The 22,695-nt window shown below is 44.3% G+C and carries 20 protein-coding genes and 1 riboswitch; of the genes, 18 read left to right on the top strand and 2 right to left on the bottom strand.

From position 1 onward, the window contains the following. Positions 1–57: 57 nt before the first annotated feature. From AB5170_RS11805 to AB5170_RS11785, 5 genes are all read left to right on the top strand, one after another. Positions 58–1,560 carry a cobyrinate a,c-diamide synthase gene (locus AB5170_RS11805; RefSeq protein ID WP_173773561.1) on the top strand — a complete coding sequence of 501 codons (1,503 nt, stop codon included), beginning with the start codon at positions 58–60 and terminating at the stop codon, positions 1,558–1,560. Beyond that, the gene (cbiB, locus tag AB5170_RS11800) at positions 1,557–2,522 is read left to right on the top strand and encodes an adenosylcobinamide-phosphate synthase CbiB (RefSeq protein WP_173773560.1); all 966 of its coding nucleotides are present in this window, start codon (positions 1,557–1,559) and stop codon (positions 2,520–2,522) included. The genes AB5170_RS11805 and cbiB overlap by 4 nt, the downstream gene beginning before the upstream one ends. A 99-nt stretch (positions 2,523–2,621) precedes the next feature. After that, a complete protein-coding gene (locus AB5170_RS11795) occupies positions 2,622–3,668 on the top strand; it encodes a histidinol-phosphate transaminase (protein WP_173773559.1) in 1,047 nt (348 codons plus the stop codon). 43 nt (positions 3,669–3,711) lie between these two features. Beyond that, complete coding sequence (locus AB5170_RS11790; RefSeq protein WP_173771996.1) at positions 3,712–5,220, top strand: cobyric acid synthase; 1,509 nt, start codon at positions 3,712–3,714, stop codon at positions 5,218–5,220. A gap of 2 nt (positions 5,221–5,222) precedes the next feature. After that, a complete protein-coding gene (locus tag AB5170_RS11785; RefSeq protein WP_173771998.1) occupies positions 5,223–5,864 on the top strand; it encodes a precorrin-8X methylmutase in 642 nt (213 codons plus the stop codon). Between the two features lie 52 nt (positions 5,865–5,916). Here AB5170_RS11785 and AB5170_RS11780 read toward each other — a convergent pair whose 3' ends face one another. Next, positions 5,917–7,245, bottom strand: a complete 1,329-nt coding sequence (locus AB5170_RS11780) for a PLP-dependent aminotransferase family protein (protein ID WP_173772000.1) — start codon at positions 7,243–7,245, stop codon at positions 5,917–5,919. 109 nt (positions 7,246–7,354) lie between these two features. Between AB5170_RS11780 and AB5170_RS11775 the strand changes: the two genes are divergently transcribed. Together AB5170_RS11775 and AB5170_RS11770 are read left to right on the top strand one after the other, a co-directional pair. Next, on the top strand, positions 7,355–8,269 hold the full coding sequence (locus tag AB5170_RS11775; RefSeq protein WP_173772003.1) for a pyridoxamine kinase: 915 nt from the start codon (positions 7,355–7,357) through the stop codon (positions 8,267–8,269). A 57-nt stretch (positions 8,270–8,326) separates the two neighbouring features. Beyond that, positions 8,327–8,968 (top strand): TIGR04100 family radical SAM protein, encoded by a 642-nt coding sequence (locus AB5170_RS11770; protein ID WP_173772005.1) that lies wholly within the window; start codon positions 8,327–8,329, stop codon positions 8,966–8,968. A gap of 189 nt (positions 8,969–9,157) precedes the next feature. Here the strand turns inward: AB5170_RS11770 and AB5170_RS11765 are convergent, their stop codons facing one another. Continuing rightward, positions 9,158–9,934: an inositol monophosphatase family protein gene (locus AB5170_RS11765; protein ID WP_173772419.1), complete on the bottom strand. Its 777-nt coding sequence runs from the start codon at positions 9,932–9,934 to the stop codon at positions 9,158–9,160. Between the two features lie 140 nt (positions 9,935–10,074). Here AB5170_RS11765 and AB5170_RS11760 point away from each other — a divergent pair, with 140 nt between their 5' ends. From AB5170_RS11760 to AB5170_RS11710, 11 genes are all read left to right on the top strand, one after another. Further along, the gene (locus tag AB5170_RS11760) at positions 10,075–10,863 is read left to right on the top strand and encodes a sirohydrochlorin cobaltochelatase (protein WP_173769683.1); all 789 of its coding nucleotides are present in this window, start codon (positions 10,075–10,077) and stop codon (positions 10,861–10,863) included. Positions 10,864–10,933: 70 nt separating this feature from the next. Continuing rightward, a riboswitch (cobalamin riboswitch) is annotated at positions 10,934–11,122 on the top strand. 101 nt (positions 11,123–11,223) lie between these two features. Next, a complete protein-coding gene (locus AB5170_RS11755; protein WP_233456053.1) occupies positions 11,224–12,315 on the top strand; it encodes an ABC transporter substrate-binding protein in 1,092 nt (363 codons plus the stop codon). Between the two features lie 35 nt (positions 12,316–12,350). Continuing rightward, complete coding sequence (locus AB5170_RS11750) at positions 12,351–13,418, top strand: iron ABC transporter permease (RefSeq protein ID WP_237963630.1); 1,068 nt, start codon at positions 12,351–12,353, stop codon at positions 13,416–13,418. Continuing rightward, positions 13,415–14,170, top strand: coding sequence for an ABC transporter ATP-binding protein (locus AB5170_RS11745; RefSeq protein WP_173769684.1), 756 nt, complete (start codon positions 13,415–13,417; stop codon positions 14,168–14,170). Before AB5170_RS11750 ends, AB5170_RS11745 begins: the two co-directional genes overlap by 4 nt. Positions 14,171–14,204: 34 nt before the next feature. After that, positions 14,205–14,558 (top strand): CGGC domain-containing protein, encoded by a 354-nt coding sequence (locus tag AB5170_RS11740; protein ID WP_173769685.1) that lies wholly within the window; start codon positions 14,205–14,207, stop codon positions 14,556–14,558. Between the two features lie 183 nt (positions 14,559–14,741). Beyond that, positions 14,742–15,971, top strand: coding sequence for a glutamyl-tRNA reductase (hemA, locus tag AB5170_RS11735; protein ID WP_173772422.1), 1,230 nt, complete (start codon positions 14,742–14,744; stop codon positions 15,969–15,971). Then, positions 15,961–16,446, top strand: coding sequence for a bifunctional precorrin-2 dehydrogenase/sirohydrochlorin ferrochelatase (locus AB5170_RS11730; protein ID WP_148462846.1), 486 nt, complete (start codon positions 15,961–15,963; stop codon positions 16,444–16,446). Before hemA ends, AB5170_RS11730 begins: the two co-directional genes overlap by 11 nt. After that, positions 16,439–18,877 carry a uroporphyrinogen-III C-methyltransferase gene (gene cobA / locus AB5170_RS11725; RefSeq protein ID WP_173773558.1) on the top strand — a complete coding sequence of 813 codons (2,439 nt, stop codon included), beginning with the start codon at positions 16,439–16,441 and terminating at the stop codon, positions 18,875–18,877. Before AB5170_RS11730 ends, cobA begins: the two co-directional genes overlap by 8 nt. Further along, positions 18,868–19,851 carry a porphobilinogen synthase gene (hemB, locus tag AB5170_RS11720; protein ID WP_173773557.1) on the top strand — a complete coding sequence of 328 codons (984 nt, stop codon included), beginning with the start codon at positions 18,868–18,870 and terminating at the stop codon, positions 19,849–19,851. Before cobA ends, hemB begins: the two co-directional genes overlap by 10 nt. Then, complete coding sequence (hemL, locus tag AB5170_RS11715; RefSeq protein ID WP_173773556.1) at positions 19,851–21,122, top strand: glutamate-1-semialdehyde 2,1-aminomutase; 1,272 nt, start codon at positions 19,851–19,853, stop codon at positions 21,120–21,122. Before hemB ends, hemL begins: the two co-directional genes overlap by 1 nt. A 223-nt stretch (positions 21,123–21,345) precedes the next feature. Beyond that, positions 21,346–22,434 carry a lactonase family protein gene (locus tag AB5170_RS11710; protein ID WP_118579985.1) on the top strand — a complete coding sequence of 363 codons (1,089 nt, stop codon included), beginning with the start codon at positions 21,346–21,348 and terminating at the stop codon, positions 22,432–22,434. Positions 22,435–22,695: the final 261 nt, after the last annotated feature.

The raw sequence follows: 22,695 nt of genomic DNA, 5'->3' as shown, positions 1-22,695 counted from the left end.
GGTTTTTTTTAGAGTGCAGAAAAAGGCTGTTGGCGAGGAAAGAAGAGGAGGACTATCATGAAAAAAAGAATACCCAGGATCTTGCTTGCAGCAGGAGCCAGCGGAAGCGGAAAAACACTTCTCACCTGTGGTCTGCTGCAGGTACTGGTAAACAGAGGGATAAAGGCAGTCTCCTTTAAATGCGGACCGGATTATATTGATCCCATGTTCCATACCCAGGTAATTGGTACAAAATCCCGAAATCTGGACACTTTTTTTACAGGAGAGGATATTACCCGATCTCTTCTTGCAAAAAACAGTGCTGACTGTGAAATTGCAGTGATGGAAGGCGTTATGGGTTTTTATGACGGCGTGGCAGGAATTACAACCAGAGCAAGTGCCTATGATCTGGCCCGGGTAACGGATACGCCTGTGCTTCTGATCGTAAACAGCAAAGGAATGAGTGTTTCACTTGCTGCTTACATAAAAGGATTTATGGAATATAAAAAGGACAGCCATATAAAAGGCGTGATTTTTAATCAGATGTCGCCCATGCTTTATCCCCGAATGAAAAAGCTGATAGAAGAAGAGCTTGGCATTAAGGTGCTGGGCTATGTGCCAAGGGTGGAAGATTGTGTGATCGAGAGCCGACACCTGGGACTGATTTTGCCAGAAGAAATCCCGGAACTGAAGGGACGGCTTTTGAAGCTGGCAGAAGTGCTGGAAAACAGTCTGGAAATAGAAGAGATCTTAAAACTGGCCAATGAGGCACCAGTGTTGGAATATCCATTGTTGGAAAAGACAGATGAGAGATCCCTATGTCAGCCAGCTGGAACCAGTGCAATAGCTGAAAAGGTGAAAAGAGAAGTGGATGCATTGACTGAAATGAGTCAGGTGTATACCTGGAAAAGCCCAAAGAAGCTTCGGATCGGTCTTGCGAAAGATGAGGCATTCTGCTTCTTTTATGAGGATAATCTGGATCTTCTTCGTTCCATGGGTGCCGAGTTGGTGGCTTTTTCGCCTGTACATGACGGACATTTACCAGAAAATCTGGACGGACTTCTTCTCTATGGTGGATATCCGGAATTAAATGGAAAAGCATTGGAGGAGAATCTTTCTATGCGGCAGGAAATTGCGGCAGCCATAAAGGATGGAATGCCCTGTCTTGCAGAATGCGGTGGGTACATGTATCTCCACGAAAGCATGGAGGGAATGGATGGGAAATTCTATGAAATGGCAGGCGTTATTCCGGGTAAGGTATGGCGCACACCCAGACTGACCCGGTTTGGCTATATTACTTTGAAGCAGAATCAGGGGATTTCCCATGGAAAACAGGAAACTGCAATTCTTGGGGAGTCAGATCTTGGAGTAAGTCCGGCCCATGAATTTCATTATTTTGATTCGGATAATTGTGGAACTGCATTTCATGCTTCCAAACCGGAAAGCAAACGCGGGTGGGACTGCATGCACGGCTCTGATCATTTGTTAGCTGGCTTTCCTCATTTATATTATTACGCAAATCCGAAAATCCCACAGGCATTTTTAAAAAAGTGTCTGGAGTATAAGGAGTTACAAAAATGATACGATTATTAACTCTTCCGGCAGGTTTTATTCTTGACCTGCTTATGGGAGATCCAAGATGGCTATATCATCCGGTATGTCTTATAGGAAATCTGATCAGCATACTGGAAAAAGGAATACGAAAGGTGTTTCCGAAAACAGATAAGGGTGAGCGGGTAGGAGGCATTCTGGAAGTTGTCCTTGTCTGTTTTATTACCTTTTTTATTCCTTACGTTGTAATCCATCTGCTTTATAAATGGAATTTCTGGCTGGGCTTTGCACTGGAGACTTTCTGGTGCGGACAGCTGTTTGCAACAAAATCATTGAAAGTGGAAAGTATGAAAGTATATGACCGCCTGAAAAACGGAACCATTGAGGAAGCACGGTATGCTGTTTCCATGATCGTGGGACGTGATACACAGGCACTTTCAGAAATCGGAGTGACGAAGGCAGCTGTGGAAACGGTTGCGGAAAATTCCTCTGACGGAATTATTGCCCCTATGCTTTACATGGCAATTGGCGGTATTCCCCTGATGTTTTTGTACAAGGGCATCAACACTATGGATTCTATGCTTGGATATAAAAACGATAAATATCTGTATTTTGGAAGATGTGCAGCCAGACTTGACGATGTGGCGAATTATATTCCAGCCAGAATTTCCGGCTGGCTGATGGCATTGTCCACAGTATTTGTTGGAATGGATACCAAAAATGCAGTGAAAATATACAGAAGAGACCGCCGCAATCATGCAAGCCCCAATTCTGCCCAGACAGAAGCGGCTATGGCAGGAGCCCTGGATGTACAGCTGGCAGGAAATGCTTATTATTTTGGTAAGCTATATGAAAAACCGACGATCGGGGATCCGATCCGCCCGGTTGAAATCGAGGATATTCCAAGAGCGAATAAACTGCTTTATGCAACCTGTATTGTGGGAGCAATTTTATTCTTCGGGCTGAGTGTTCTTCTGAAAACTGTGTTATAGCAGATTTTGCTGAAAAAACAGTAACAAATAAAAGATTAAAGTATGTTTTAAAATTGTGATGCACATCTAGAGCGTGCAATTACTTGAATGGAGACAACAATGGAAAAACACATACATGGCGGTGATGTGTATCATCATCAGGGGTGCATTGACTTTTCAGCAAACTGCAATCCTCTTGGTACCCCAGAGGGAATCAAAAAAGCAATCATTAAAAGTCTGGAGCATATAAACGATTACCCCCAGGTAGGCTGCACTCCCTTAAAAAAAGCCATTGCAGAATATGAGAATACGAAGCCGGATCAGGTGATCTGCGGAAACGGCGCTGCAGAGGTGATCTTTTCCCTTTGCCGGGCGGTGAATCCAAGACGGGCTCTGGTGCCGGCTCCGACTTTTGCAGAATACCAACAGGCATTATATAGTGTGGATTGCCAGGTGGAGTTTTTTCCCCTGAATGGGAAAAAGGGGTTTGTGCTGGAGGAAGACTTCTTACAGGCATTGACAAAAGAGATTGACATTATTTTCCTGTGTAATCCCAATAATCCAACCGGGCTTCTGGTGGAAAAACCGTTGCTGGAAAAAATTCTGAAGCGTTGTCAGGAACTTGATATTCTTATGGCTGTGGACGAATGCTTCCTGGATTTCGTTCCATCACCAGAAAAATATACGCTAAAAGAATATCTGGAAACCTATGACAATCTGTTTCTTCTGAAAGCTTTTACAAAGCGCTATGCTATGGCAGGTGTGAGACTTGGCTATGGTCTTTGCGGAAATAAAGGACTTCTGGAAAAAATAGAAGGTGTATGTCAGCCCTGGAATGTCTCTTCCATGGCACAGGCAGCAGGTCTGGCTGCATTACAGGAAACGGAATATGTAGAAAAGGGCAGACAGGTGACATTTGAAGAGCTAGCTTACTTGAAAGAGCAATTGACTGCTCTTGGTTATCCGGTTTACCCATCTCAGGCAAATTATGTGTTTTTTACAGGTCCGCTGGATTTGTATGAGAAGCTGGAGCAGAAGAAGATCCTGATACGCGATTGCAGCAATTATACCGGACTTTCCAAAGGATATTACAGGGTTGCGGTGAAGGAACATGAAGAAAATCAGCAGCTTGTCAGGGCATTGAAAGAAATAGAAAGAAATAGATAGAACCAAAGTTGAAAATGTGATTTTATAAAAGGAGGAACACATTTTGGCAAAAGCAATCATGGTGCAGGGGACAATGTCCAATGCCGGAAAAAGCCTTCTGGCAGCAGGCCTTTGCAGAATTTTTAAACAGGACGGTTACCGTGTGGCACCTTTCAAGTCCCAGAATATGGCGTTGAATTCTTTTATCACAAAAGAAGGTCTGGAAATGGGACGTGCCCAGGTGATGCAGGCAGAAGCAGCCGGAATTGCTCCTTCTGTTCTGATGAATCCTGTTCTTTTAAAGCCTACAAACGATGTAGGCTCCCAGGTGATCGTAAACGGTGAGGTTCTGGGAAACATGAGCGCCAGAGATTATTTCAAATATAAGAAAAAACTGGTGCCGGATATTATGAAGGCTTACAATGCTCTTGCAGCGGAAAATGATATTATTGTTATAGAAGGAGCCGGAAGTCCGGCGGAAATCAACCTGAAAAGTGATGATATCGTAAATATGGGTATGGCGAAAATGGCAAAGGCTCCGGTCCTTCTGGTGGGAGATATTGACCGTGGCGGTGTTTTTGCCCAGCTGATCGGAACTGTCATGCTTCTGGAAGAAGACGAGAAGGAGATGGTAAAAGGCCTGATCATCAATAAATTCCGTGGAGACAAAACCATTCTGGATCCCGGAGTGGAAATGCTGGAGGAGAGAAGCGGCATTCCGGTTGTGGGCGTAGCTCCTTATCTGAATATTCAGGTGGAGGATGAGGACAGCCTGACGGAACGTTTTGAGACAAATCGGACAGTAGACATGATTGACATTGCGGTGATCCGAGTGCCCAGAATTTCTAATTTCACAGATTTTAATCCGCTGGAGAGTATCCAGGGGGTTTCCCTTCGCTATGTAAAAAATCCATCAGAGCTTGGAAATCCGGATATGATCATTCTGCCGGGAACCAAAAATACAATGGAAGATCTTCTGTGGATGAGAGAAAATGGCCTGGAAGCGTTGATCCTGAAGGAGGCTGCGAAAGGAAAGCTGATTTTTGGAATCTGCGGCGGCTATCAGATGATGGGCGAGACTTTAAGCGATCCTCATGGAGTGGAAGCTGGCGGAACGATCAAAGGTATGGGCCTTCTTCCAATGGATACCGTTTTTGCCAGGAAAAAGACCAGAACCAGAGTGGAAGGCTCCTTTAGCCAGCTGACTGGTGCGTTTGCAAAGCTTAGTGATACTGCTCTGGAAGGATATGAGATCCATATGGGTGAGACTGCCCTGAAGGGAGATGCAAAGCCATCTACAAATATTCAGGATAGCGTAACCGGAGAGAGAAAGGCGGATGGTGCTTATCTTGACAATGTGTGCGGAACTTATGTCCATGGTGTTTTCGATAAAGAGGCAGTAGCTGAGGCAGTTGTACAGATCATTGGAGAAAAGAAAGGGCTGGACGTATCCGGAATGACTGGAATGGATTTTCAGGCATTTAAGGAAACCCAGTATGATATTCTGGCAGCAGAGCTCCGGAAACATCTGGATATGAAGAAAATATATGAAATCCTGGAAGAGGGGGTATAAATATGAAGGTAGAACTGGAAAATGTAAAACCAATGGACATAGAGAAAAGAAGCTTTGAGATCATCACAGAGGAGCTTGGTGATACCCCTCTGATCCCGGGAACAGAGCTGGTGGTAAAGAGATGTATTCATACAAGCGCTGATTTTGATTACGCGAAAAATCTTTGCTTTTCCGAAAACGCAGTGGAAAAAGCGATTCAGGCAATTAAAGATGGCGCCTGTATTGTAACCGATACCCAGATGGCAAAAGCAGGAATCAATAAACGTGCCCTTGCAAGGTATGGCGGTGAGGTTTACTGTTTTATGTCAGATGAGGATGTGGCGAAGATTGCGAAAGAAAATGGTTCCACCCGTGCCACAGCCAGCATGGACAAGGCGGCCGGGTTGGATAAAAAACTGATCTTTGCCATTGGAAATGCACCTACAGCACTGGTTCGCCTTTATGAGCTGATCGAGGAGAAAAAGCTGGATCCGGAGTTAATCATCGGTGTGCCTGTGGGGTTTGTGAATGTGGTGCAGTCCAAGGAACTGATCATGCATACAGAGGTACCGTACATTGTAGCCCGCGGGCGTAAGGGTGGATCAAATATCGCAGCGTGCATCTGTAATGCCTTGCTGTATATGATTGACAACAACCGGGGATAAAAAAACGGCGTATACTCTGTCTATGGTAAATGGCAAAGTATACGCTGTCTGTTTAGTCAAAAACTACAGACTTCAGCAGTTCACAGGCCGGGATGAAATCCTGTACTGGCATGGAAGAGCAGGACATAAGTACCGTCACATCTTTTTCACTTTCTTTTAAAATTTGTAAATGCAGGCTTTTTTCAGAAGCCTGTTTTTTTAATTCATCCCCGCTTTTTTCATAAGGCAAAGTAAGAGCCAGACTGGTACCGGCTGCGCCCACCTGAATCTGACAGCCAGTGCCAAATACCTGACGGACTGAGCTGCGAAGCTGTTTTAATTTGGAAGAATAAAGTCGTTTCAGCCTTCTGGTCTGTGCAGCAAGATGACCGTCCCGGATAAATTGACACAGAGCAATCTGTTCTGCCTTGGAAGCAGTCTGGTTGTAAAATCCGGCTTTCTTTTTATAAGCATTGAGAAGCTCAGGAGGCAGGATCATAAAGCTGATACGGATAGAAGGCAGCAGCAATCTGGAAAATGAACCAATGTAAACTACGCCCTGTCCTCCGGAAAGTCCGAAAAGGGAGGGGGTAGGCTTCTGGAAATAGACAAATTCGTTTTCGAAATCATCTTCGATTACCAGATGATGGCGCTCATTTGCATATTTCAAAAGCTCCAGACGGCGCTTTACCGGCATGATTTCGCCCCACTTTGTCATGTGTGCAGGAGAAACATAGACCACATCACAGTCTTTGTCACGGTAACAGATCTCATATCCATAGTCCCCGAAAACTGTGCTTCCGTGAACGAAAGAAGGGGTTGGAAAGGATACCCAGTGAAATTCCGGACATACTTCATGAATAAGAGGACAGAGAATCTGCAGCAGGCTTTGGAAACTGGCGCCTACTACAATATCATCCGGTGAACAAAGAATGTTCCGCCTCTCACGGATGTAATCTGACAAAGTTTCCCGGAAATCCGCTTCCCCCTGGGGTTCGCCGTAGGTCAGCATGCGTTCATTCTGCCGGAGGGCGCTTTTCATGTAACGGCTCCACAGGTCAAAACGAAAGCTTTCTTTATCTACACCTGAAGATGCCAGGTCATAGCGGTAATGAGTTTCTTTATGAGTACCCGGCTGGTTGTTTTTATGCTGGTGGGAGGCAATCTCTGTGACATAATAGCCGCTTTGGGCTTTTGCCATAATGTAGCCGTCTGCGGCAAGCTGAAGATAGGCAGTTTCAATAGTAGTGCGGGAAAGCTTCAGCTCCTGGGAACACTTGCGGAGAGAAGGCATTTTGCTTCCGGGTGTCATTTTTCCATCCAGGATCAGTTTCCGGTAGTATTCGTAAACTTCCATATAAAGATGCGTAGTGCGGGTTTGATTCTTTTCAATGTCTAACATAAAACTGTCCCTTCTAAAAAAGTTGAATTTGGATATTTCTGTACATACACTTAGATGATATTTTATAATATAAACGAAAAATTTACAATAAAAATCAGGAGTGATATATTTGAAAAAAATAGCGGTAATTCAGGATTTGTCAGGGCTTGGAAAATGTTCCCTGACAGCGGCAATTCCGGTGATCTCGGTGATGGGCGTGCAGGCTGTACCGCTGCCAACAGCAGTACTCAGCAACCAGACCGGTTATCCTTCCTATTACTGTGACAATTATACAGAGCACATGGAACAGATCATGGATGAATGGGAGAAACGGGGATTTTCCCCGGATGGAATTTATACAGGATTTCTGGCTGACGAGGAGCAGGCAGATAAGATCCTGGATTTTCTCAGAAGATTCCGGAAAGAGAAGACCGTGGTGCTGGTGGATCCGGTTATGGGAGATAATGGCGGTGCTTATGGGATTTATACAGAAGGTTTGCGGGAACGGATGGTCCAGCTGGTGAGAAGCGCACAGGTGATCACCCCTAATCTGACAGAAGCATTGCTTCTTTTGTATGGGAAAGAAGAGATGGAAAAAAGATACACCGGGCTTTTGGAACTGGATGGGGAGAAACGTCTGGAGCAGATTGAAAAAATCGGCGAGAAGCTGGCAAATGAATATTGTTTACAGGCAGCTGTAATTACGGGAATCGAATATGTGAAAGAGCAGAAAGCAGCACCTGCGCTAATTTCAGATAGGAATGAGAAGAACTCTATGCAGATGGGAAATCTGGTGGTGGAAAATGGTCAGGTCTACTGGTGTTTTGCCCCAAAGACCGGGGGCAGCTATTCGGGAACCGGTGATCTGTTTGCCTCTGTACTCAGTGCAGGGTTAGTGAAGAGAATGTCTATGATGACTTGTGTAGAGCTGGCAGTAAAATTCCTTTCCAAAGCAATCGCGGAAACTGTACAGGAGGGCACGGACCGAAATGACGGAGTCTGCTTCGAGAAATATCTTGAGGAATTGTGTAAAATAGAAAAATGAAACAGCTGCTGTGAATGGCGAGAGGCGTAACACGAATTATGGAGGAGTGAGTGAATAATGGCTGATATTGTTTATTGTTATAATCATGAAGTGTATTTTAATTTAACTAATAAATGTCCCTGCAACTGTACCTTCTGCATCCGAAACAACGGTGATTCTGTAGGCAGTGCGAAAACATTATGGTTTGAGAAAGAACCTACAATGGAAGAAATCTACAAGGCCATTGATGCGTTTGATTTTTCCGGTTACAAGGAAGCTGTTTTCTGCGGGTACGGGGAGCCGACTATGGCATTAGATAAGCTGATCGCAGTCAGCAAATATGTAAGAAGTAAATATCCTGCACATTCAGACCGAGATGGCAAGCTCTGTCCGGGAATCAGGTTACGTCTGAATACAAATGGACTTGGTGACTTGATCAATAAGCGTTCTATAGCCAGGGAAGTCTGTCAGGCTGTAGACATTGTTTCTATCAGTCTGAACATGCCAGACGCAAAGTCCTACAATGAAGTAGTGCGTCCGGCCTATGGAGAAAAAGCATTTGATGCCATGTTGAAATTTGCAGAAGATTGCAAACAGTATACAGAAAATGTAAAATTTACGGTCGTAGACTGCATTGGCGAGGAAAATGTTGAGAAAAGCCGCAAGGTGGCAGAGAAGCTAGGTATTCCCTTGAGAGTGCGTGAATATACAGCAGAATAAAAGCGGAAGAATATAAGCAGATATGTTTAAATAAAAAAGACACCTTAACAGATCGTTTATAAAACCTAACAATTTTTATTAGATTTTATATGTATAAAAATCTGAAGTGGTGTCTTTCATTTTGCGGACAACGAGCTAGAGCGTGTTTATATGAGAACTTAGAGCTTTTGAGAACAGGCTGCAGCCTTGTTACGCATTTATAAGCTTCAGCAAAATCTCCCGGAACTGTGGCACACAAGCCAGTATATCTGAGTTAGCCAGATAAGGCAGCTCCTTATTTCCCCAGTCTGTGATGACGCCGCCTGCTTCCCTTAAAATAATAGAAGCCCCACTGTAGTCCCAAGGCTTCAGATTCTGCTCCAGATAAGCATGCTGTCTTCCGCATGCCACATAGCAGATATCAAGAGCAGCAGAACCAGTACGTCTGAAGTCAGCACAGTTCATAAAGATATTATAAAATATCGGGAACAATTCCTTTGCCCTGTTTTTCTCATAAGGAGAAGAACCGAAGGATACTACCGCGTCCTTGAATTCCGGCTGATTAGAAACCTGGATAGGAGCTCTATTCAGGTAAGCACCTTCCCCTTTTGCCCCATAGAACAGTTCTTCGGTAAATGGATTATAAACTACACCGAAAGTAATTTCCCCATTTTCATAAAGCCCAAGAGAAACTGCACTTAAGTGATAATCCCGGATCAGATTGGTAGTCCCGTCAATGGGATCCAGAATCCAGTATGATTTATCCGGATCCAGCCCAAGGTTCTCTTTCTCTTCGGCAATCAGTGCGATATCCGGAAATTCATTTCCAAGCGCCTCTTTCAGATACTTCTGCACAGCTACATCTACGTTTGTGACGTAATCTGCAGCTCCTTTTTCTGTAACCTTTTCATGTGTCATTTCCTGAAAGATCAGTGGCTTTGTCTGTCTTACAAGTTCTATGATCTTAGACTGATTTTCTTTATTCATATAAAAGTAACACCTCCAAGGTAAAATTTACCATAAATAAAAAGGAAGGACAAGACGCTAAAGCTATTAAAAATTGAGTTGAAAAAATTTATTTTTACCTTATAATTACAGTGTAAAAATAAAACTATGGAGGTAAGAGAATGGGTAATCTCACCAAGAAAGCAATTCTTGTGGTAAGCTTTGGAACCAGCCATGAGGATACCAGAAAAGTGACTATTGACGCAATTGAAGAGACAATTGGAGCCGCTTTTCCCCAGTACAGGATTTATCGTGCCTGGACAAGCAAGATGATCCTGGCGAAGATTGAAAAACGGGATCACATTCATTATGATAACGTGAAAGAAGCTATGGAGCGCATGGCACAGGACGGAATCGAAGAGGTGATCGTTCAGCCAACTCACGTAATGAATGGAGTGGAGAACGATCTTATGAAAGCAGACGTTCTTGCAGCTGCTAATCACTTCCAGTCTGTGAAATTCGGCAATCCGCTGCTTACCACAGAAGAAGACAATGCATATGTGGTAAAAACAATTACAGATGTATTTCCTGTAATTCAGGATAAGAAGACTGCACTTGTGCTTATGGGTCATGGAACAGAGCATTATGCAAATACGGTTTATGCCGCTCTTGATTACAGATTCAAAGATATGGGATATGAAAATGTGATCGTGGCAACCGTAGAGGGTTATCCGGAAATTGACCAGGCTTTGAACCAGCTGGAGAAAAGCGATGCCAAGAAAGTTGTGATCGCACCATTTATGATCGTGGCAGGTGACCATGCCAAGAATGATATGGCAGGGGAGGAAGCGGATTCCTGGAAAAATGTGATCGGAGCGAAAGGCTATAAAGTAGAAACTGTTTTGAAGGGTCTTGGCGAATACGAAAGCATTCGGAGGCTGTTTGTAGAGCATATAAAAACTGCCAGATAATTGACCAAAAAATTTGCAAATTGGTAATAATATTGTTGTTTTTAAAGAAGAGATATGCTAGACTGTTGAAGTAATTGAATACCAGTTAAGTGAACGGCGATTTCGCTGTGAGAGGGAATCAGGTGCAACGCCTGAACGGTTGCGGCCACTGTATACAGGAAGGCTGGCTTATGAAAACCATTGCGTATATGCGTGAGAAGGGAAGCCATGCTGTTACTACCTGCGAGTCAGGAAACCTGCTTGACGAAGGTAAGAAGAGGAGCTTCCGTAAAAAGTGCCTTTTAAGTCACGGGTAGCAGTGACGCTTTTTGAAGCCCCATCTTTTCGGTTACGAAAACAAACGAAAAGAGAGGAAAAGAAATGAAAAACAAAGTTTTAACTACAAGAATCATGGCTATGATGATGGTTGCTGCTATGACCATGTCCGCAGCGCCTGCAGTATATGCAGCAGAGCGTGCAGACTCTGAGACCATCAAAGAGGATAACCAGCCGACTGAAGAGACTGCAGATGCTTCCGAGGAAGAGGATGCTTCTGAGGGTGAGACCAGAACCGAGTATCCTTTAACCATCACTACCTATGATTACGATGGAAACGAGATCGAAACCATCTATGAAAAAGCACCGGAAAAGGTTATCGCAGTATATCAGGGCAGCATTGAGACAATGCTGGCACTTGGACTTGAGGACCGCCTTGTTGCAACTGCAGGTCTTGACAACGAAGTTCCGGATGATCTGAAAGAAGCATTTTCTAAAACAAATTATCTTGATGAATTTACCCCATCCCTTGAAACTGTCACTATGCTGGAGCCAGATATGATCCTTTCCTGGAGTTCCCTGTTTTCTGATAAGAACCTTGGAAATGTAACCAACTGGATCGATAAAGGCTGCAACACTTATTATAACTCTAATACCCGTCCAGGCGGTGAGAGAACACTGGAAAATGAATATACAGATATTCTGAACCTTGGTAAGATTTTTGACGTACAGGATAAGGCAGAAGCAATTGTTGACGATATCAAAGCTGTAATTGACAACACACTTGAGGCAACAAAAGATGTAGAAGAGAAACCTACAGTAATGGTTCTTGAGCCACTTGGTGAGGACATTACAAACTATGGCGCAAGCAGTCTCGGAGGAGATATGGTAACCAAGTTAGGTGCAACTCTTGCAAATCCAGATGCTTCTACCGTTGGAAAAGAGGACATTATTGCAGCAAACCCGGATGTGATCTTTGTGGTATACATGCCATATGCAGGTGACGATCCACAGAGTGTTCTGGAAAGCCAGATGGCCGTGATCCAGGATGATGAAGCCCTCCAGAGCCTTGACGCAGTAAAGAATGGCCGTGTATATCCAATTATGCTCAGCGAAATGTACGCAAGTGCAACCCGTACCCAGGACGGAGTGGAAACATTTGCTAAGGGATTATATCCAGATGTTGCAATTGATTAATTGGATTGTGGAATGGATATATTGAGGAAAAAACAGTGAAAAAAGAGAAAATTTTTCGTTCATCTATCTATGCAACAGCTCTTGTGGGACTTGCCGCATTTCTGTTTTTTTCCATTCTGGCAGCTGTTACATTTGGAAATGCAGATCTGTCATTGAAAGATGTATACAGCGTGATTCTGTACAAAATATTCCACATAAAAAGTATGGCCTCCTACTCTGAGGGGGCCATTCATGATGTTGTATGGCTGATCCGGCTTCCAAGGGTTCTTCTAGCACTGGCGGTAGGTATGGCTCTTTCTGTGTGTGGCGTGGTCATGCAGGCAATTGTGCAGAATCCTTTGGCAGATCCTTATGTACTTGGAATTTCTTCTGGTGCTTCTTTCGGGGCAACTCTGGCGATCATGCTTGGAATCGGCAGCTTCCTTGGAGGAAACTCCGTAGGGCTTTGCGCATTTATAGGAGCCATGCTCACATCCTTTGCGGTTATTGCAATTGCCAATATGGGAGGCAAAGCAACATCGGCGAAGCTGATTCTTGCAGGAATGGCAATCAGCGCAGTCTGTTCTGCTTTTTCCAATTTTGTGATCTACATAACAAATGACAAAAATGGTGCCACAGAGGTTATGAAATGGACCATGGGAAGTCTTGCCGGGGCCAACTGGTCAAGGGTAAGTGTGATGCTTCCTGTGACGCTGGTGTGTGTAGTGCTTTTCTGGACGCAGTACAGGAATTTGAATCTGATGCTGTTGGGCGATGAAGTATCTATTACCCTGGGAACAGATCTGCACAGATTTCGGACTGCATATCTGATTCTTTCTTCTGTGATGGTAGGATTTGCCGTGTATTGTGCCGGAGTGATCGGTTTTGTAGGTCTGGTGATTCCTCATGTGGTAAGAATCTTGTTTGGAACAGATCACTGCCGCCTGATTCCCCTTAGTGCTCTGCTTGGAAGTTCCTTTCTGATCTGGTGTGATGTGGCGTGCCGTGTGATCCTGAAAAACTCAGAAATGCCTATCGGTGTTCTGGTTTCCATTATTGGAGCGCCTTGTTTTATCTATTTACTGGTTCGCAAATCTTATGGTTTCGGAGGGAAAAAGGGATGAAAATAACCACAGAAAATATCCGGGTAAATTTTCAGGCAAAAGAAATCCTTAAGGGAATTTCCATTGAAACCAGAGATAAGGAATTGGTGGGAATCATTGGACCTAACGGAAGTGGAAAGTCCACTTTGCTGAAATGTATTTACCGTGTATTAAAGGCAGATTCCGGAGCTGTATATCTTGATGGGGAAGAACTTTATGCTATGAATGCAAAAAGCTCCGCAAAGAAAATGGCGGTGGTAGCCCAGCACAATTACTATAATTTTGATTTCAGCGCAAGAGAAGTAGTTTTGATGGGGCGTGCGCCTCATAAAAAAACTCTGGAAAGAGACAATGCAGATGACTACCGGATCGTAGAGGAAGCGCTGAAAACCGTTCAGATGGACAAATTTGCAGACCGCAGCTTTTCCACTTTATCAGGAGGCGAGCAGCAACGCGTGATTCTTGCAAGAGCTCTTGCACAGCAGACGCCTGCCCTGATCCTGGATGAGCCTACCAATCATCTTGATATCACTCATCAGATCATGCTGATGAAGCTGGTAAAGAATCTGGATGTTACCGTGATCTCTGCAATTCATGATCTGAACATTGCAGCTGCATACTGCGACCGGATTTATGTTTTAAAAGACGGTGTTCTGGAGGGGGAGGGTACTCCTGGGGAAGTTTTGACACCGGAGCTGATCCGACGGATTTATAAGGTGGAATCAGAAGTTGTCTATGACAGTCAGGGGAAAATGCATATTTTGTTCTTATAAAATAAACAGGCACAAGAGTTAAAAGGTGAGAAAAATGACAAAGATCGGAACTTTGACCTGTCTTCATTCCAACGATGTCTGTGCCAGGGTGGGATGTCTGAAGGCTTTTATGGAACGGGAGGCCTTTTTTAAGGAATATTCCCAGGATACCTGTTTGGCAGCAATGATGACATGCAATGGATGTAAAAGTATGAATCCTGCAGAACCAGATGATGACAAAGGAATTCTGGAAAAAATTGACAGGCTGGTCAGTGAAGACATAAAAGTTATGCATGTTGGTGTATGTTGTCTGATCGACGGCAAAAAAGAGTGCCCAAGAATAACCCGTATCTGTGAAATGCTGGAAGACAGAGGCATTCAGGTGGTTAGAGGCACTCATAGGGAATGAAAAGATAAGAAGAATATAAGAAAACTTCCAGACGGATAAGTAGCCCATAATCGAACCGCCTGGAAGTTTTTCATTGTTGTTTTATTGACAATCTCCCTGCAAATTAGTAAAATTAGCGGTGGCGGAAAAAAGATAGAAACACAAAACGCCAAAGCAAAATGTTTTTAAGGAGAATTACATAAGATGAGTATTTCCATGATTGGAATCGACCATAGTATGGCTCCCATAGATATAAGAGCCTTATTTGCATTTACCAGAAAAAATGCAGGAGAGGCAATGGAGAAAATAAAAGAGCAGCCTGGAATCAACGGCTGCATTATCCTGTCCACATGCAACCGCCTGGAAGTCTGGGCAAGCGTTGATGAGGAAACTGAGATTTCTTTATATGAAGAGCTTTGCAGATTAAAAAAAATACAGAACAGAGAATACGAGAAGTATTTTATAAAACGGGAAGGTCATGACGCTGTAGAACATCTGTTTTATCTTGCATCAGGGCTGAAATCCCAGATTTTGGGTGAAGACCAGATCCTGACGCAGGTAAAGGACGCCCTTGGAATTGCCAGAGAACATTTTACCACAGACGGAGCTCTTGAGGTACTTTTTCGAATGGCCGTGACAGCAGGCAAGAAGATCAAAACAGAAGTCCCATTTTCCCATGGAAATCCATCTGTGATCCATCAGGCTATACAAATGCTGGAAAAACAAGGCTATTCAGTAAAAGAAAAGGTCTGTATGGTGATCGGAAACGGTGAGATGGGAAAGGTGGCAGCTCAGACCCTAATGGAGAGCGGAGCAGATGTAACAGTAACAGTCCGCCAGTACCGAAGTGGTATGGTAAGCATTCCTTTTGGCTGTAAAAGAATTAATTATGGAGAACGAATGGAATATCTGCCAAAATGCGATCTTGTGGTAAGCGCCACGGCAAGTCCAAACTTCACTTTGCGCGAAGAGCTGTTTGAGGATCTGGAACTGGAGAAAACCATTGTACTTATTGACCTGGCGGTTCCAAGAGATATTGAACCGGAGGTGGGCAGGTTTGAAGGTGTGACTTTATATGATATGGACAGCTTCAAAACGGATGAGAAGCCTGCCGAGCTTCAGGAACATCTGGAGGCAGCTGGAAAAATCGTCCGTGAGCAGATGGATGAATTTTTTAAATGGCTGGAAGGGAAAAATCTGATCCCGCGTATACAGGAAATTAAAGAAAATGCAGTAAATGATTTTAATTTAAGAATTATGAAGCCTCTGAAAAACACTCATATGGAAGAGCAGGAAAAAGAGCAGCTGTTGAGTGCAGTGGACCGTGCAATGGAAAAGGTTGTAAACAAAATGTTGTTTGGACTCAGGGACAGCATGAATGAACAGGCATTTCTGGAATGTGTAGCAGGACTGGAGAAAACATATGAAAAATAAGCGTTATTTTCCACTGTATGTGGATTTATCGGATAAGAATATTGTGGTAGTGGGTGGGGGAACCATTGCTACAAGAAGAGTGAAAGCATTATTATTATTTACCAGGAATATTACAGTAATCGCACCGAAGATGACAGCAGATCTCTGGGAACTGGGCAAGCTGGGAAAAATTCAGATCCAGCCCCGCCCTGTGAAAAAATCAGATTTCTCTATGGCTTATATGGTGCTGGCTGTTACGAATAACAGTGAGTTAAATGAGGAAATTTACCGTATCTGTAAAGAAGAGGGAATTTATGTAAATGTTGCAAGTGATAAGAATTTGTGCGATTTTTACTTTCCCGGAATTTGTCTGAAGGATGATATTGTAGTGGGAATCACGGCCAGCGGTGTCAATCACAAAAAGGCTAAGGCAGTAAGAGAAAAAATGCAGGCACTTCTGGAAGAACTGGAAAAAGATGAGGATAGTTATGAATAAAAAAGTTGTGATCGGAAGCAGGGAAAGCAAGCTTGCCGTACTGCAAAGCCAGATGGTGAGGGACTATATTGTCTGCAAGCACCCGGAAACAGATGTGGAAATTCTTACCATGAAGACCACAGGTGACAAAATTCTGGACCGTACGCTTGATAAAATCGGAGGAAAAGGTCTGTTTGTAAAAGAACTGGACCGGGCGCTTCTGGAAGGAAGAAGCCAGTTGTCGGTTCATAGTCTGAAAGATATGCCAATGGAAATCTCAGAGGAACTTCCCATACTTGCTTTTTCCAGACGTGAAGATGCAAGGGATGTACTGGTTCTTCCAGAAGGCTGCTATACTTTGGATCCATCCAAACCCATCGGATGTTCCAGTCTTCGAAGAAAACTGCAGCTGAAAGAAATTTATCCGGATATGAATGTGAAAAGCATTCGTGGAAATCTTCAGACAAGACTGGAGAAGCTGGATAACGGAGATTATGCTGGGTTAGTTCTTGCAGCCGCAGGGTTGAAGCGTCTGGGACTTGAAAAAAGAATCAGCCGGTATTTTGATACAGAAGAAATGGTTCCGGCAGCAGGTCAGGGAATCCTGGCTGTCCAGGGAAGAAAAGGGCTGGATTATGAATATCTGGAAGGATATGACGATCTGCAGGCACACCAGGCGGCAGCAGCGGAGCGTGCCTTTGTGAAATATTTAAACGGAGGCTGTACTTCTCCTGTGGCAGCCTATGGAGAAATCAAAGATGGTCAGTTGAAACTTACCGGCCTTTATTACGAGGAAGAAACCGGACATTACCTGAAAGGATATAAAACAGGAAATCCTTCAGATGCAGAAGAACTGGGAACTTCTCTTGCAAAAGAACTGCAGGAGCGCTGCAAAGTGGAATACAAAGAGTCTGGCTTGCAGGAAGACAACAAAAAAGAACCGGGAAAAGTCTGGCTAGTGGGAGCCGGTCCTGGAGATGTGGGACTTTTTACAATGAAAGGTGCCCAGGTGCTGGAACAGGCAGATGTGGTTGTTTATGACAGCCTGGTAGGACAGGGAATCCTGACCAGAATTCCTGCTTCTGCAAAATTGATCAACGTGGGAAAACGTGCCGGCCACCATACCATGTCCCAGGAGAAGATCAATCAGGTTCTTGCTGAAGAGGCAAAAAAGGGCAACAAGGTAGTACGCCTGAAAGGCGGCGATCCTTTTCTCTTTGGACGAGGAGGAGAGGAGCTGGAGCTTCTTACAAAGGAGGGCATTCCTTATGAAATAGTTCCTGGTGTGACATCCCCGATTTCCGTACCTGCATACAATGGGATTCCTGTGACACATCGGGATTTCTGTTCCTCTGTCCATGTTATCACCGGACATAAACGCAAGGGTATGGAGTACGACATTGATTTTGGGGCACTGGTGCATACAAAGGGAACTCTTGTTTTTCTTATGGGAATCACTGCCATGGAGGATATCTGCAATGGTCTTATGAAAGCTGGTATGGAACCGGATATGCCTGCCGCTGTTTTGTCCAAAGGAACCACAGCAGGTCAGAAACGAGTGGTGGCTACTGTTGGTACCCTGAAAGCCGCGGCTGACCAGGCGAAGATCCAGACACCGGCCATTATTGTGGTAGGAAAGGTCTGCACTCTGGCAGATGATTTTGCCTGGTATGAGAAATTACCTCTGGCAGGCTGGAAGATCCTTGTCACCCGGCCAAAGGAGAATATTTCCAGAACTGCGGCCCTTCTTCGGGAGAAAGGTGCAGAAGTACTGGAACTTCCATCCATCAGTATTATCCCTCTGGAGGATCAGAGCAGACTGTACCAGGCCTTTTCTCATATCCGCAGCTATGACTGGCTGGTATTTACAAGTCCTGCAGGCGTGGAAGTTTTCTTCAGGCAAATGGAGAAAAAGAAGATCGACCTGCGTTCTCTTGGAAATGCAAAAATCGCGGTGATCGGTGAGGGCACAAAGAAGAAGTTTCTGGAAAGAGGAATCTATCCGGATTTCATGCCTTCTGTTTATGATGGAAATACCCTTGGAAAAGAACTTGGCGCTCTTTTAAATGGAACAGAAAAGATTCTGATTCCAAGAGCCTCCCTTGGAAACAGGGAGCTGGCAGAAGAACTGAAAAAAACAGGTGCACAGGTGGATGATGTTCCGACTTATGAGACCGGATATGTAAGCAGTCCTCTTATTAATGAGAAGAAAGAATTTGAAGAGGGCACCATTGACCTGGCTGTATTTACCAGTGCTTCCACAGTGAAAGGCTTTGTGGAGAGTACCAAAGGACTTGATTATTCCAGGGTTCGTGCTGCATGTATTGGGAAACAGACTCGTGCAGCGGCGGATTCTTATGGAATGCAGACATATATGTCAGAAAAAGCAACCATCGACAGTCTGATCGAACTGGTTGAGACACTGAAGAGGAGTGAAGAAAAATGGAACTGATTAAGAGACCTAGAAGATTAAGGGGCAGTGCAAATTTGCGAAAAATGGTGAGAGAGACCAGAATGGACAAATCTTCTCTTATCTATCCGCTGTTTGTAATGGAAGGAAATGGAATCCAGGAAGAGATTCCTTCCATGGAAGGGCAGTACCGTTACAGCCTGGACCGTCTTCCCTATAAGCTGGAGCAGTTGGAAAAAGCAGGAGTAAACAGCATTATGCTTTTTGGAATCCCGGATCATAAGGATGAAGTCGGAAGCGGCGCTTACGCTCAGGATGGTATTGTACAGAAGGCACTTCGGGAAGCAAAGAGCAGATTTCCAGAGATGTATTATGTGACAGATGTGTGTATGTGTGAATATACCTCTCACGGTCACTGCGGCGTTCTTTGCGGCCATGATGTTGACAACGATAAGACATTGGAGCTTCTGGCAAAAACAGCTCTGTCTCATGCGCAGGCTGGCTCTGATATGATCGCGCCTTCCGATATGATGGACGGACGTGTAGCTGCCATCCGTAAAGAACTGGATCTGGGCGGTTATACCAATATTCCAATCATGTCTTATGCGGTGAAATACGCTTCTGCGTTCTATGGCCCGTTCCGTGATGCAGCCGGAAGTGCTCCTGCTTTTGGAGACCGCAAGAGCTATCAGATGGATTTCCACAATAGAAGAGAGGGAATGAAAGAAGCTCTTATGGATATTGAAGAAGGCGCTGATATTATTATGGTGAAGCCTGCCATGTCTTATCTTGATATGGTATCTGAGATCTCCAAGGCTGTGAATGTTCCGGTAGCTGCCTATAGTGTAAGTGGTGAGTATGCCATGGTGAAGGCGGCGGCAAAGATGGGCTGGATCGACGAAGAGCGGATCATTGGAGAAATGGCTGTGGGAGCTTATCGTGCAGGTGCCCAGATTTATATCACTTATTTTGCAGAAGAAATTGCAAAAATGATGGAGGAAGGGAGAATCGGATAATGACAAAGTCTGAGAAGCTTTTTGAGAGAGCGGTAAAAAGAATCCCTGGCGGTGTAAACAGTCCGGTGCGTGCATATGGCGCTATTGGAGAAGCACCGAGATTTATTGAACGTGCAGAAGGCTGCTATATTTATGATGTAGATGGCAACCGCTATATTGATTACATAGATTCCTGGGGACCAATGATCCTGGGACACAATTTTCCTGCAATACGGGAAAGTGTTCTGAAGGCCTGTGAAAAAGGTCTGAGCTTTGGATGCGCTACAGAGATCGAAGTGAAAATGGCTGAATTTATCTGTGACAGAATCCCGCATGTGGATATGATCCGAATGGTCAATTCTGGTACAGAAGCTGTTATGAGTGCAATCCGTGTTGCAAGAGGTTATACGGGGAAAAATAAGATCATCAAATTTGCAGGCTGCTATCATGGACACAGTGATGCCATGCTGGTAAGCGCAGGTTCCGGTGTGATGACAAGTGGTGTGCCGGACAGTGCCGGTGTTCCAAAAGGCTGTACAGAGGATACTATGCTGGCAGCTTACAACGATCTTGGCAGTGTGGAGACTCTTTTTCAGCAGGCAGATGGCCAGGTGGCAGCAGTGATCGTGGAAGCAGTTGGAGCCAACATGGGTGTAGTTCCGCCAAGGGAAGGATTTCTGCAGGGACTTCGCGCTCTTTGCGACCAATACCATGCCCTTCTTATTTTTGATGAGGTGATCACCGGATTCCGACTTGCATTTGGCGGCGCAGCACAGTATTTTGGTGTAACACCGGATCTGGTTACTTATGGAAAAATCATTGGTGCCGGAATGCCGGTAGGTGCATATGGCGGAAGAAGAGATGTGATGGAATTGGTTGCTCCGGCAGGAAAAGTATATCAGGCAGGTACTTTAAGCGGAAATCCGGTAGCTATGGCTGCCGGGCTTACCCAGCTGAAATATTTGTATGACCATCAGGAAATTTACACGGAACTGGAGAAAAAGGGAGAGCTTCTCTACGGTGGAATGGGAAAAATCGTGAAAGAAAAAGGTCTGAATTACCAGATGAATTATGTGGGCTCTCTTGGAAGCCTGTTCTTTACGGGACAGCCTGTTGTAGATTATGTTTCTGCAAAATCTTCTGACACAGTGGCATTTGCAGAATATTTCAAAAAAATGCTGAATATGGGAATTCATATGGCTCCGTCCCAGTTTGAAGCCATGTTCCTGTCAGCGGCTCATACAGATGAAATTATTATGGAAACTCTGGATGCAGTAAAGCTTGTTCTTTGAAAATGTGTGTGGTATAATTTAGACACAATTACATAAAAGAAACCAGAATACGAGTTGCTGTAATAAAATGCGGCTGTAATAAATGAACCGTGGCAGAGGATTTACTGATATAGAGAATGCAGTAATATTCAGAGCTGCACAGTGACCCGCTACGCTGTAAAAAAGATCGGAAGAACAGCGTGAACGGACGGTTTCCAGAAAGAGACTGTAGGAGGCTAGACAAATGGGTAAGAAATATGTGGCTTATGTAGGAACCTATACTCACGGAACCAGCAAGGGAATTCAGGTTTATGACGTGAACCTGGAAGAAGGTACTCTCACAGAGAGAAGTGAAGTGGAAGTAAGTAATGCGTCTTATACTGCGGTATCCAAGAATGGAAAATACCTTTATTCTATCGAGGATGAGGGCGTTGCGGTATTCAAGCGTGATCATAATGGCGATTTGGCACGTATCAACAGCGTGGATATTGATGGCATGAGAGGTTGTTTCCTTGCTACAGACGTAGATGGCAAATATCTTTACGTAGCAGGTTATCACGATGGAAAGGTAACCGTTGTACACACTCATAAGGATGGACGTCTTGGAAGTGTTATGGACGGTGTTTTCCACACTGGTCTTGGAAGTGTTGCAGAGCGTAACTTCCGTCCTCACGTAAACTGTGTACGTCCTACTCCGGATAATAAATATCTCTGCGCAGTAGATAATGGAATTGACCAGATCAAGGTTTACCGGATCAATAAGCGCACAGATAAGCTGGAGCTTGTTGATATTGTCCGCTGCCCGAGAGAGAGCGGACCGCGTATTATCCGTTTCAGCGCAGATGGACGTTATGCATATGTTCTGTTTGAGCTGAGCAATGAGATTAAAGTGTACAGCTACAATGGAGAGGGTGATACTCCGGAGTTTGAGCTGCTTCAAAGTGTTTCCACCCTTGCGAAGAAGGAAGACGGAAGCGTATCTCATAATGCCGCATCAGGTCTTGCTCTTGCACCGGATGGCAAGCATTTATTCTGCACTACAGCAGGTGAGAATACAGTAGGTATGTTTGAGGTAGATGGTGAGACTGGTCTTCTGGATCGTAAATTTGTTCTTCCTGTAAGTGGTGATTATCCGAAAGACCTTGTTATTTTCCCGGATAATCAGCACATTGCCGTTGCCAACCACTCCAGCAACAGCATTACAACCTTCAAGGTTGACTACGAGAAGAACATCATTATGATGAAGGGCAAACCACGTAAGATCGAGACCCCAAACTGTATCAATATCTGGCCGGTACCGGATGGAGAGGATATTGAGGATATAGAGGCCTGATACATTCTGATGTCAAGCGTTTTTGAAAATGTCCTAAAATAATTGAAGTATTAGCCCCGGCTTTTTGCTGGGGCTTGTTAAATTGATTCGTTTCATTCCTCAGGCAATTTTTGTATCTTGATCATTCTGGTGGTGTTCTTGCTGTTTGACAAACTTTCCAAACTGTTGGCGACGCCAGGGATGATTCATTGGTGGAATGCGGGGCTTCTTTGGTTTTGGCGGAGTATAGTCTATATCTAAGTCTTTTGATTTTGTTTCGTG

Origin of the sequence: Ruminococcus sp. RTP21484sp1_RTP21281st1_A8_RTP21281_210402 (assembly GCF_040914025.1) — a bacterium.
GTDB classification, from domain to species: Bacteria; Bacillota; Clostridia; order Lachnospirales; family Lachnospiraceae; genus Blautia_A; species Blautia_A faecis.
This window is presented reverse-complemented; position numbering and strand designations above follow the sequence as displayed.